At 61.4% G+C, this 10,859-nt stretch carries 14 protein-coding genes and 1 tRNA gene; 12 read left to right on the top strand and 3 right to left on the bottom strand.

Translation table 11 applies throughout. The features are described 5' to 3' along the window. Positions 1 to 60: 60 nt before the first annotated feature. The gene (locus ACXJ7R_RS15655) at positions 61 to 519 is read right to left on the bottom strand and encodes a DoxX family protein (protein WP_457152621.1); all 459 of its coding nucleotides are present in this window, start codon (positions 517 to 519) and stop codon (positions 61 to 63) included. A gap of 218 nt (positions 520 to 737) precedes the next feature. Here ACXJ7R_RS15655 and ACXJ7R_RS15650 point away from each other — a divergent pair, with 218 nt between their 5' ends. The 5 genes from ACXJ7R_RS15650 to ACXJ7R_RS15630 all read left to right on the top strand — a co-directional run bounded on the left by ACXJ7R_RS15650 (position 738) and on the right by ACXJ7R_RS15630 (position 2,420). Next, positions 738 to 929: a hypothetical protein gene (locus tag ACXJ7R_RS15650; protein WP_095091787.1), complete on the top strand. Its 192-nt coding sequence runs from the start codon at positions 738 to 740 to the stop codon at positions 927 to 929. 38 nt (positions 930 to 967) lie between these two features. Beyond that, the gene (locus ACXJ7R_RS15645; RefSeq protein WP_245331371.1) at positions 968 to 1,252 is read left to right on the top strand and encodes a DUF3606 domain-containing protein; all 285 of its coding nucleotides are present in this window, start codon (positions 968 to 970) and stop codon (positions 1,250 to 1,252) included. 102 nt (positions 1,253 to 1,354) lie between these two features. Further along, positions 1,355 to 1,798: a GFA family protein gene (locus ACXJ7R_RS15640; protein WP_095091373.1), complete on the top strand. Its 444-nt coding sequence runs from the start codon at positions 1,355 to 1,357 to the stop codon at positions 1,796 to 1,798. A 126-nt stretch (positions 1,799 to 1,924) separates the two neighbouring features. Next, positions 1,925 to 2,161 (top strand): DUF982 domain-containing protein, encoded by a 237-nt coding sequence (locus ACXJ7R_RS15635; protein ID WP_095091372.1) that lies wholly within the window; start codon positions 1,925 to 1,927, stop codon positions 2,159 to 2,161. 13 nt (positions 2,162 to 2,174) lie between these two features. Continuing rightward, the gene (locus ACXJ7R_RS15630) at positions 2,175 to 2,420 is read left to right on the top strand and encodes a DUF982 domain-containing protein (protein ID WP_457152620.1); all 246 of its coding nucleotides are present in this window, start codon (positions 2,175 to 2,177) and stop codon (positions 2,418 to 2,420) included. A 21-nt stretch (positions 2,421 to 2,441) separates the two neighbouring features. Here the strand turns inward: ACXJ7R_RS15630 and ACXJ7R_RS15625 are convergent, their stop codons facing one another. After that, positions 2,442 to 2,732, bottom strand: coding sequence for a hypothetical protein (locus ACXJ7R_RS15625; protein WP_457152619.1), 291 nt, complete (start codon positions 2,730 to 2,732; stop codon positions 2,442 to 2,444). 156 nt (positions 2,733 to 2,888) lie between these two features. Then, positions 2,889 to 3,965 carry a sensor histidine kinase gene (locus tag ACXJ7R_RS15620; protein WP_457152618.1) on the bottom strand — a complete coding sequence of 359 codons (1,077 nt, stop codon included), beginning with the start codon at positions 3,963 to 3,965 and terminating at the stop codon, positions 2,889 to 2,891. Between the two features lie 464 nt (positions 3,966 to 4,429). Here ACXJ7R_RS15620 and ACXJ7R_RS15615 point away from each other — a divergent pair, with 464 nt between their 5' ends. The 7 genes from ACXJ7R_RS15615 to ACXJ7R_RS15585 form a co-directional block, all read left to right on the top strand. Then, positions 4,430 to 4,723: a hypothetical protein gene (locus ACXJ7R_RS15615; RefSeq protein WP_457152617.1), complete on the top strand. Its 294-nt coding sequence runs from the start codon at positions 4,430 to 4,432 to the stop codon at positions 4,721 to 4,723. 136 nt (positions 4,724 to 4,859) lie between these two features. Next, on the top strand, positions 4,860 to 5,150 hold the full coding sequence (locus ACXJ7R_RS15610) for a hypothetical protein (protein WP_457152616.1): 291 nt from the start codon (positions 4,860 to 4,862) through the stop codon (positions 5,148 to 5,150). A gap of 97 nt (positions 5,151 to 5,247) precedes the next feature. Continuing rightward, a tRNA-Gln gene (locus ACXJ7R_RS15605) sits at positions 5,248 to 5,321 on the top strand. Between the two features lie 796 nt (positions 5,322 to 6,117). Further along, positions 6,118 to 7,374 (top strand): glycosyltransferase family 2 protein, encoded by a 1,257-nt coding sequence (locus ACXJ7R_RS15600; RefSeq protein WP_457152615.1) that lies wholly within the window; start codon positions 6,118 to 6,120, stop codon positions 7,372 to 7,374. 11 nt (positions 7,375 to 7,385) lie between these two features. Further along, entirely contained in the window at positions 7,386 to 8,432 is a 1,047-nt protein-coding gene (locus tag ACXJ7R_RS15595; RefSeq protein ID WP_457152614.1) for an HlyD family secretion protein, read from the top strand. 13 nt (positions 8,433 to 8,445) lie between these two features. Continuing rightward, positions 8,446 to 8,706, top strand: a complete 261-nt coding sequence (locus ACXJ7R_RS15590; protein WP_457152613.1) for a hypothetical protein — start codon at positions 8,446 to 8,448, stop codon at positions 8,704 to 8,706. A 1,798-nt stretch (positions 8,707 to 10,504) separates the two neighbouring features. Next, positions 10,505 to 10,859, top strand: a 355-nt coding sequence (locus ACXJ7R_RS15585) for a thermonuclease family protein (RefSeq protein WP_457152622.1), incomplete at its 3' end; no start/stop codon positions are given.

The following is a 10,859-nucleotide window of genomic DNA, read 5'->3' as shown; positions in this document are numbered from 1 at the left end:
CATAAACTGCTTGCCAGGTGAGCAAATGGTTGATCCGGGGCTAGCGACGGGCTCCTGCGCCTACGCCCGGCCCGGCCATCCTGGATTCAGCGAGAGCACCCTKCCCGGGCCATGCACCGCCGCGAACAGCAGTCCGGCCATGAACGAAAAATGGTCGATGAAGAAGCCGAACTCGGCCTGGTTGCCGGCCCAGTGGCTGGGTCCGTGGAAGGAAAAGCCGAGGAACAGCACATAGGCGGCGGCGACCAGGGCCGCCGGCGTGAAGAAGGCGCCGGTCAGCAAGCACAGCACGAGCGCGGCTTCCAGCAGCGCCGCGCACCAGGCCAGGAACAGCGGAAACGGAAAGCCGGCGGCAGCGATATAGCCGGCGGTGTCGCCCATACCCATGAACTTGAAGGTCACGGCCATCAGGAAGACGCCGGCGAAGATCAGGCGGGCGATGAGAAGTGCCGCGGTCTGCCACGGTGCCTGAATGCTTTGCGACTGAGTGGTTTGCGACTGAATGATTTGCGACGACATGGTCTTTTCTCCAGGATTGCAATGGGCTCCGGCCCAAGGACGGGCGACCGGCGCCAAATCCGACACATCAGCCAGATTTTTTGTGGGAATCCCCGATGCAGGCGCCGTGCCCCGGCGCCAAGACACCTCTAACCCGTTGAATCCACTGTTGCGGCAAAACCGATTTCACTTTGCCGGCTGATGTTATGATGGCGCCGCACTCAAACGGGGAACAGGACATGGCCAAGGCATTGACCATCGCTGCGCCGCAACATCCGGTGACGAGCGCCGCCTATGAACAGGAATGCAGGGAGATGCTCGTCCCGCATCTCGACGCGCTGCTCAACAAGGTCGAGGCCGCCGGCTGGGAGCGCGGACAGGCCGCGTCGGCGCTGATGTATCTCGCCGCCAAGCGCCTCACGCCCGCCTGATGCCATAGCGGCAAGGCCGGCGGCACGGCGATATTGTCGTGGCCTTGGAACTCGCGACGGCCGATCTGTGTTATGTCCTGTTGATCGTGGAATCGGGCGCCGACGGCTGCGCGTTTCCACGGCAACAGAAAGCGAGGCCTGAAATGGCTGACGACAAGTCGAAGACGAAGCAGGACCGCAAGCTGGTTTCGAGCGAGGAGCCTTACGAGGTCGCCGCCTTTGCCCGGAAATACGGCATTCCGCCAAGCGAGGCGCAAACCATCATCAAGCGCTATGGGCCGTCGCGCAAGAAGCTCGACGCCCATATGGCGGCCCGCGGCTAGGTCCAATGGGATCGGGATGGGGCTTTGTCCTGGACGAAACATCTGGGACGATCTCCTGTCCCGCCCGGCCCCGCAGCAGACTGACAAGATGGAGGTCGCATCATGTCCGACACCATACGCAGGACCGGCAGTTGCCTGTGCGGCGGCGTGCAGTTCGAGGTCCACGGCGCGCCGCTCAGAATCGGGCTCTGCCATTGCAAGGACTGCCGCAAGGCCAGCGGCTCGGTCTATTCGGCCTATGCCATCTGGCCGCGCGAGGCCTTCGAGACGACGGGCATCGTCAGTTCCTATGGCACGCGAAGCTTTTGCCCGACTTGCGGCGGTCGTGTTGCCTGGGTCGACGACAACGAGGCCGAGGTGATGATCGGCAGCCTCGACATCGCGCCGACCGATCTCATGCCCGAATACGAGTTGTGGACCAGCCGGCGCGAGACATGGCTGCATGCCTTGCCCGGCACCGAGCAGTTCGAGCATGACCGGCCAACGGCGAACGCCGCTGAATTGCCGCCGCCGAGGCCCTTGTCGGACGCCGTTGCGGGCGACTGAAATTTTGATCTCGAAGGCAGGGAACCCTGCCCTGTTGCCGACGTTAACCGGCGCCTCGTTTTGTGCATGTCGTCCCGAAACCTCCGCGCACTTTCGGACGGCATGCACCAGTCAAGGAGACGACCGTTGAACGACAAGATGTTTCCCCATCCGATCAGACTGAAATTTAGCCCCGGGCGCGAGCGCGTGGTGCGCAGTGCCTGGGAAAGCCTCGAATGCCTCGGCGACTGGCCGGCGGGCCAGGGCCGGCGCTACCGGGCGGCATTGCGCAGCTGCCGCGATGCACTGGATGGCTGGACGCCGCCGGAAAAGGCGATGCGGGCAATGGTCGACGCCGCGCGCGAAGCAAAACTCCTCCATTAGCGGGAAAACAGGAATGGCCGAGCCGATGCTGTCGACACCGATGCGGATCAGGCCGCATGGCTCGGACACGATCCGCGACATCACCACGCTGAAGGATGCCAGCGAAATCCTGATCGACTGGCCGCAGGCCGAGCGCGGCCCGTTCTATCAGGCCGCGCGCGAGCAGGTCGAAGCGGCGCTGGAAAACAAGGCGGGTGCCGCCCAGGCGCACGAAGCTTTCGTTGCCCTGTGCAACCAGGCCGGCGTGCTGGTTCGCTAATCCTTTCGGCTGCCGTGCCTCCTACTGTGCCGGCGGCTGGGCCGGCACTTCGCCCGGCTTGATGACCGGTGTCTTGCCTTCATCGGGGGCCGGCGTGGCCATCCCCTGATCGCCGGTGGCCGGCGGTTTCAGCACCCCGCCGCAGTCATTGAGCGTGTCCGTCAGATTGTCGCTGCCAGGCTGCTGTTTTGCGCCTTGTTCGGTCTGGACCCGGCATTTGTCGGTCTGCGACCCAGGGTCCTGCTGCTGGCCCGTTTGCGCCGCTGCCGACAGCGCCAGCAGGATGAATGGCACGATGGCGAGGATTCTCATCTCGGCCTCCTTGTTCCCGTCACGGCCGCTCGCGGCGACCCTTCCCTTCACGGGGACAACGCCTGTCGATGGAAAAGGTTGGCCGTCGGCGAAGCCGGGTTGAGTTCAAGCCGATGCAGCGCCCCAAAGGTTAGGTGAACCGACCGGGCCGGACCCTCACAGGTCGAAAGACGACTCCGCGGCAGCCATTTCGGCGCCGAGCTGCGGAACGACGATCGATTCCACCGGCGCCGTCAGCGACCAGCTGACACGACCCGGGTTGCGCTCCAGGACCGCCGAGCCGTTCAGCGATTGCGGCGCGACCCGCTGCAGGACGACCGTGCCAAAGCCCTTGCGCGTGGCTTCGTCTTGCCGTCCCCCTGGCCGGTCGCCTTCAGGCACCGGCATCGTTTCGTCCCAGACGAGATGGATTTCCCGCTTGCCCGAAGCACCGGCGGCGATCTGCCAGGTGATCTCGAGCCTCCCGGCATCGACCGCCAGCGCGCCATATTTGGAAGAGTTGGTGCCAAGCTCGTGAAATGCCATGCCGAGATTTTGCACGGCGTTCGGCTGCAAGGTCAGCAGCGGTCCCGACAGCGATACCTGTGCCTCGTGGCCGAACGGCTTGAGCTGCTCCTGGATGAGGTCGAAGAGGCTGGCACCCGCCCATTCCGAGTTGASCAGCAGGTCGTGCGACCGCGATAGCGCCATGATGCGGGATCGGATGAGCTCTTCGAACTCGCGCGGATCGGTCGAGCGCTTGCTTGTCTCCCTGACCATCGAGAGGATCACCGCGAACTGGTTCTTGACGCGATGGTTCACCTCCCTCAGTAGCAGCCTGATCCGGCGCTCGCTCTCCTTGGTCGCGGTGATGTCGCGGGCGATCTTCGAGGCGCCGATGATCTCGCCCGTTGCGTTTCTGATCGGCGAGACGGTCAGCGATACGGCAATGAACCCGCCATCCTTGCGGCGCCGGATCGTCTCATAGCTGGCGACGAGTTGGCCATTGCGAACCCGGCTGATGATGTCGACCTCTTCATCCCTGAGGTGATCGGGAATGAGCATCAGCACCGATTTGCCGACAGCCTCCTCGGCGGTGTAACCGAACATGCGCTGCGCCGCCCCATTCCAGCTGGTGATGATGCTGTTCAGATCCTTGCTGATGATGGCGTCGAAGGATGAATCGACGATAGCCGCCAGCCGTGCGTCGGCGGGAGGGTCGAGCGGACCGTTGATGCTTGCCAATTCTGTCATTGCCCACCTTCCCCCGTCACGTCGCCCTCACGGCGTGACAACATTCCACCCCATGCCCAGCAATGCGTGGTGGCGGGTTTGGTTGCAATCGACGCGCGACATTCCTTGGCCGGCGGCGACAGCCACCGAAGTGCGCGGACCAAAAGCTTCGCAATCAGTTCGGTTCGGGGGCGGCGTCGTCCGGGGCGTCAAGCGGAGGATCGGCGTCGGGATCCCGTTGCGGACAATCCTCGTAGCGGTGGTCGCGGCCGCCGCAAAAGGAACAACACATGGCTTCGCGATCCTCGTCTCCGGGTGGCCATTGCGGGGTCTCGTAGGGCTTCCTGCCGTCCATCCCCAGCAATGCGCGACGCGGCATTTGGTTGCGCCGCAAAAAATGGCCAACTGACTGTTGCGGAACCGCTGGAAGGGATGCGAGTTTCGGGTGACACGTTTGCTTGGTACGTGAAACGCTGAGGTACGCCATGCTCACCCGCCGAATTGCTTTGACGACAGCGGCCATGCTGCTTGCCGCAACCAGCCTCGCCGAGGCCCGGCCCGACACCCGCACGATGGGCTGCCAGGAGCTTCAGCAGCTGATCCAGAGCCGCCGCGCCGTGGTGCTGACCACCGGCCCCAACACCTATGACCGCTATGTCAGGCAATTCGGCATCGAATGCGACTGGCCGGAGGTGCCGACGTCGGCTTATGTCCCGACCCGTGACGGCAGTTGCCCGGTCTACCGCTGCGACCAGGCGATCGGCGATCTCCCGGATTGACGGCGACGGCTTGCCGCCAATTGCCGATCGCCAGTTACTCGACTAAGATAGGATCGCGCTGTTGCCGAACCGCTGGCGGGGATGCGAGTTTTGCGTGACACGTTTGCTTGGTACGTGAACCGCTGAGGTAACCACCATGCCCATCCATCGAACTGCCTTGACGACTGTAGCGATGCTGCTTGCCGCGACCGGTCTCACCGAGGCCCGGCCCGACACCCGCACAATGAGCTGCCAACAGCTCCAACAACTGATCCAGAGCCGCCGCGCCGTGGTGCTGACCACCGGCCCCAACACCTATGACCGCTATGTCAGGCAGTTCGGCAACGAATGCGACTGGCCCGACGCTCCGACGTCGGCCTATGTCCCGACCCGTGACGGTCGCTGCCCGGTCCACAGGTGCGCCGAGCCGGTTGGCCGTCTCCCGTGACGGCGACGGCTTTGCCGACCGCCAGTGGCCGATCACAAGAGGATCGCGTTGATCCCGGCGCGCGAACCGGCTAGGGGTGTCGGCGCAGGTTGCATTTTCCCGCTTCGTCTAATGGTAGGACAGCGCCCTTTGAAGGCGTGAATCGTGGTTCGAGCCCATGAGCGGGAACCAAGAAAATCAACGACTTAGACAAAATTCGTGGCGGCGGTACCGATAAGAAACCCAATAAGCAACGCCGCAGGAAGCCGCTTTTGGGATCGCCGGAGCGGTTTTTGATAGCACAAACATGCTTAATGGTCCTGTCTTCGCTAGCGGTCTCTCGCGTCAATGAGGTTTTTGGCATGCTTTCGCAAAACGATCAGGCGTCCGAGAGCGTGCCGTTGAGTTGGGACGTCGTTTTGCGTCACCTTTTCGCGAGCTTTCGGTAGTCCGGCCTTGGCGGCCTTGATGGGCTGAGTAAGTTCGGCCAACAGCGGATTCATCCCTTCCTGGGGTAGGAGCATCTTCTGCTTGGTCTGGCATCTGGATTAGGCCCTATCCACCAGTCGCTCCTTGGTGCGTGGACGGGCTGCCCTTTCACGGCGGTACCAGGGGTTCGATTCCCGTTGGGCGTACCAGACTTTCAATAACTTGAGGTCAATCCGCAATCTGCGGTCCCGACAAGAGACCCGAAAAGCAACCCACAGAATCCATTTTCTGAATGTTACGCAAACGACGGTCTTCGGATCGGTTCCTCTCGTTTTGCGCTAAACGCTGGCGTGGCGCGTCCTTGCGGCCACCACGTACGTAAGCGCCAGCGCCTCCAGCCAGCAAGGGCAACACCGACAATGTAGCCCGGCAGCAGCCGGCGACTGGAAGGGTGCGCTTCGTGGTCCATTAAGCAAGCCCGATGAATCCAAGCGCCGATAGTCGTGGTTTCAGCGCTTTCGTGCTTAGCTACCAAGTTACATTTCGGGAGATGGCCAGCATGCTCGCGATGGTGCAAACGCTGTCCGAAACCAATCTGTTCTTGCTTGCCTTTTCGGCGTTGATCTTCGACATACCGCGCTACACCTTGTCGCTGGTGTCATTGGTTCTGTTCGGAACATGGCGGAAGTCGCAGTACGGCCCAGTGCGCTCCGACCATCCTTCGGTGAGTGTGATAGTGCCGACGTTCAACGGCGGGGCTGGACTGCATCCGACAATCGCCTCGTTGCATCGCCAGACCCAACGGCCGGTCCAAATCATCATCGTCGACGACGGTTCGACAGACGATACGCGCGCGACCGCGGAGCAGGCGCGCGCTCTTGGCCTTGTCGACATGGTGATTTGCCATGGTACTCGCTGCGGTCGAAGCGCGGCGATCAACGCCGCAGCCAGGTTCGCAAGCGCTGACCTACTCATGACCGTTGATGCGGACACGATTTTCGAATCCACCGCGGTCGAGCGGCTCGCCTCGGTGTTCAGCGATCCGCGGGTGGGTGGCGCGAGCTGCAACATTGGGATTGTCAACGAGAGCGAATCGCTTTGGACCGGCCTTCAAAGCATCGAGTACCTGATGTCGATTAGCGCTGGGCGGTCCGTGCTCGACATCGTCGGCGCCATCGCGTGCCTTTCGGGCGCCTGCTCGACCTATCGGCGCGAGGTATTCCTGCGGCAGGGCGGACTCGACGTCGGACCTGGTGAGGATCTGGAATTCACGCTGCGGCTGCGACGGCTGGGTTATGTGGTTCGCTTCGTCCCCAACGCCTGGGCCGGAACGCTCGGTCCGGTCAGTGGCGTCAGCCTGTTGCGCCAACGCGCCCGATGGGATCGTGATGCGCTGCGTGTCCGTCTGATGATGTATCGCGAGCTAGGCTTGTTCCAAGGCCGCGAGCGCCTGAGGGACTCGTTGCAACGGCTGGACTTCATCATATTCGACCTCGTCCCGACCCTGAGCCTTCCGTTCTATCTGGCCTATGTGGTGCTGCTGTTCGGCAGCCAAGCGTTTACGTTCCTCGTCGCAATCTATGTCCTGCTGCTCTGGTTATCATTTTTCAACATGGCGCTCGCCTTGGTTATGTTTAACCGATCGGCCAGTTTTTTTGGGCTGGGCTTGGCGCTGATCTTTCCATTCTACCAAGGTGTCTACCTGAAATGCGCCCGCTTCTTCTCCTATTCGTCGGAGATCATCTTTGCCACATCGCGGCATGACGACTTTGTTCCACCGCGCGTCCGTCGTGCGCTGTTCGGAGGCCCCGTTTGAAGGAGGGTGTCATGAACATAACGATCAACCGCCTCGATCCCAATGTGCCTGACCCGATCGAGAGCCGCCGGCGCGCGGCCGGGCGCCTTGTGCGGTTCGCATATGGCGCTGCCGTATTTGGCATCCTTGCGTTCTTCGTCGTCTATTTCGGCGCGCCCTTGGTGTTGCTGAGCGGACCCGGCACCGTAACAGCTCCCCGCTATGTGGTCTCACTGCCCCATATCGTACAGATCAAGACCATGAACGTGGTGCCCGGAGCTACGGTCAAGGCCGGTCAAGTGATAGGTACGGTCAACTCGCCACAGGTCGACAGCGTCATCGCAACCTACATGAACGCTCTGGCGGACATCGCGGTTCGCCGAGCCGAGCTACGGGTCAAACTCCGGGTGGCACAGGAATCGCTGGCGTCCTCGCGCTCCTATCTACGGCTCACCGAGGAAACCATCGCACACATCGAGGAGATGTCGTCCGCCAGCCTCAGTTATCGCGTCGACATGTACCGCGAGCGAGCGCAAGCCCTCAGGACCGTGGTTTCGCAAGAAGCGGAAATCGCCGAGGCCACTGTTCAGCTTACCGACCTAGACAAATTCAACCAGAAGATTCGCGGTCACATGGATGCCATCGAGGGCAGTTTCGCAGGCGGCGAAGTCCTGGCGCCGGTCGCGGGGGTGGTCTCAACCAATGTCGCGTATGCCGGCCAGTCCCTGGTGGCGGGCGCGCCGATCGCCGAGATCCTCGATCCGACGGACATCTTCGTCGACTGGTACGTTCCCAACGAGCGTCTGGCCAATCCCACGATAGACGATCAGGTCCAGGTGTTGTTCGGCAACCGTCGAATTCCTGGGACGATAATCGACATTCTGCCGGTCTCGGATATTTACGCTGGCCGGCAGCCGCAGTTCGGCGGCGACCGACAGGCTACCCAGATTGCGAGAGTCCGCTTCAACAATGGCGTGACCCCGCCGCCGCTCAGCTCAACGGTTTACGTTCACATGTATTACACCCACTTCACCGCCCGAATCGCTAAGTGGTTGATCCAGATGCTGCGACTCGACTGAACGGCAACACCTGATGCAAATTGAAACCGACCAGTCGCAGTGCCCCGCTTGTGGTGGCGCCCTCAAGCTGTTCCCGGTGTTCCATCATATGATGTGCGCGTATGTTGGCCCGGAATACGATTTTGTGCCATCAGCCGGTGGCTACGGCTGCCCAAAATGCCGACGCCTCATCCTATCGGGCGATTATGCCTGCGAGATTGTCGGAACAAGCGCGCTATGCAGCCGGTGCCACAAAGAGATGGTCGTGTCTTCGGCGGGCAAGGCTCCGCTGTGACGCATGAGGCCCCTCCGAATCTGCAAGAGCCTTAAGTATCGCATCCGCATAGGATACCCTCGCCGAACATCGGGGGACTGGGGAAGCCCAGGCTGACGCGATAGCGGTGGATCATCGGTCCTGTTGTGAAAGCCATTGTGATCGACCTGTTGGTGGTCCTCGGTTGACGGCAAGGCCCTAACCTACGCGGTCACACCATGCGAGAACGGACCGTCTTACCCTACCTGAAGGCGGGGCGGACTTTCGAGCCCGTCTCTGGCCGGCGCCTGTTACCCCAAAGCCCCCCGCCCAATAGGCGTCGGCCAACTTCCATCAGAGATGATCCTAGCTGCTCTCGAAAGTCGGTTTCCAGTCGCGGTTCCGTGCCTGCTGCTGGCCGGCGTAGTCGGGAATGCACGTGAAGAACACCGGGCTGCGGCCGCGACCCTCTGCCTTGCAATCCGAGCAGCCAAAGCGCCCGACCAGATCCCAATGCATTGACCCATGATCAGGCCCGAGCCTGTCGATCAGCAACTGGATATCGAGCTTTGTCGACTTGCAGCACATCGGGTGACCGCAATTGACGTACATCGTTTCGCGAGCGGCCAGAGTGTCGGCGAGCGACGCACCGCTAGGGGAAAAGGCCCGCCACCGGATAACGATGGCGGGAGCTTGTGTGGCTGCTCGGGGAGTGACTGCCGAGCAGAATCAGAACTTCCACTTTCTGCAACGGGTTCCAGCCTCGCGCACAAAAAAGCCCGCCACCACGAGGCAGCGGGCTAGGGTCTTATGGAGTGCTGGGATCAACCAGCATCGGATCAACGAGCGGCGGTGGGGTTGGTTGCGAACTACAAACGAGGGATGACGCTCAGCAAACGAGGGATGACGCTCAGCGCGGCGGYGATAAGCSAAGGCCGCCGCCCTGCGMGGTGTCCGATTTTCAARGGGCCGGTATTGGGGTAAATTRCYCYAGGCTCRTGCCGCTYACGCCGGGAGCATTATTATGCCTTGGGATAAAAATARGGCTATTTCCTTTGCGCGAGGACATGCTGGTGCTGGCGGAAGTCATGGCAARGGTCATTGTGCAAGATCTGTAAGGGAGGCAATTGAAAGCGGCGGCATAACGTTGGTTCCAACTGGTGACGCGAAAGATTACGGACGGAATCTAACAAACGCTGGATTTGTTGAGACAAATACAACCATGCCAATTGCTGGAGACGTTGTAGTTATACAGGGAATAGATGGGCATCTTTCCGGACACATGGCTATCTATGACGGTAGAATATGGATTTCCGATTTCATTCAAAATGAAAGTCTTTACCCAAATCGGGCTTATCGSCAAATAAAGCCTAAATATAAAATYTACCGTYACCCCTGAGAGMACGCCGATRGCGTGGTTTGAAGGTAGCCGCCTCAGTCTTCAGCCGCSGGYCTGAACTTYCGGACGATCATCTCGAACAGGATGTCCGAAATCCACATGGCTGAAACGCCAAYGAGAMATGCCGCTGCCTAGACCGCCAAAGCACTCCGCGCATCGTGGCGCCCGCCTGTGGCCGCGTGCCACCGCAACCAGACCGCCTCCAGCCTACTCCGATTTAGCGATCTCTCATGGATGGACTCAACCCCCGATTGGAAGCATTCTGCCCTCCGGGGAGAGAGGGGCGTGGGCAAGGTCTACCGTCACCCTGGCAATCGGTCTAACCAGTGGCGTAAGCACACTGGTGCGAGGCGCTATCGCTGGCGCAGCCTCGCCGGCGTGCCGATGCGGCTCGTTTTCGTGACCGTGGCGGCGATTGCCGCCTACGCGACGCAGTTCGTCATGCAACACGGCGCCGGCCTTCAAGGCACGATATCGAGTTGGACGGAACCGCTCCCCGACCCGATGGATGGTCGCGCCTCTGTCGTCGATGGCGACACGGTCGAGATCGCTGGCCAGCGCATCCGTTTCAATGGCATCGACGCACCAGAGAGCCAGCAGTATTGCGACGACGCTAAGGGCGTCAAATATCCTTGCGGGCGCCGCGCCGCCGATGCGCTGGACGAGTTCCTGGCAGCATCGCGACCGTTGCATTGCAGTTTTGTTAACCGCGATCGGTACGGTCGGCTTGTCGGAAACTGCGATCGCGCGGACGGTCGCAGCGTCCAGCGCTGGCTAGTCGAGCAGGGCCTAGCAT

Source organism: Mesorhizobium sp. P5_C1 (genome assembly GCF_054049815.1).
Note: the sequence above shows the minus strand (reverse complement) of the source record. Positions and strands in the feature narration are given on the sequence as shown.

Excerpts from the sequence above, each read along its gene's own strand:
- ACXJ7R_RS15650 (WP_095091787.1), top strand. The coding sequence starts at position 738 with ATGGCCAAGGCATTGACCATCGCTGCGCCGCAACATCCGGTGACGAGC.
- ACXJ7R_RS15640 (WP_095091373.1), top strand. The coding sequence starts at position 1,355 with ATGTCCGACACCATACGCAGGACCGGCAGTTGCCTGTGCGGCGGCGTG.
- ACXJ7R_RS15630 (WP_457152620.1), top strand. The coding sequence starts at position 2,175 with ATGGCCGAGCCGATGCTGTCGACACCGATGCGGATCAGGCCGCATGGC.
- ACXJ7R_RS15625 (WP_457152619.1), bottom strand. The coding sequence starts at position 2,732 with ATGAGAATCCTCGCCATCGTGCCATTCATCCTGCTGGCGCTGTCGGCA.
- ACXJ7R_RS15615 (WP_457152617.1), top strand. The coding sequence starts at position 4,430 with ATGCTCACCCGCCGAATTGCTTTGACGACAGCGGCCATGCTGCTTGCC.
- ACXJ7R_RS15610 (WP_457152616.1), top strand. The coding sequence starts at position 4,860 with ATGCCCATCCATCGAACTGCCTTGACGACTGTAGCGATGCTGCTTGCC.
- ACXJ7R_RS15600 (WP_457152615.1), top strand. The coding sequence starts at position 6,118 with ATGCTCGCGATGGTGCAAACGCTGTCCGAAACCAATCTGTTCTTGCTT.
- ACXJ7R_RS15595 (WP_457152614.1), top strand. The coding sequence starts at position 7,386 with ATGAACATAACGATCAACCGCCTCGATCCCAATGTGCCTGACCCGATC.
- ACXJ7R_RS15590 (WP_457152613.1), top strand. The coding sequence starts at position 8,446 with ATGCAAATTGAAACCGACCAGTCGCAGTGCCCCGCTTGTGGTGGCGCC.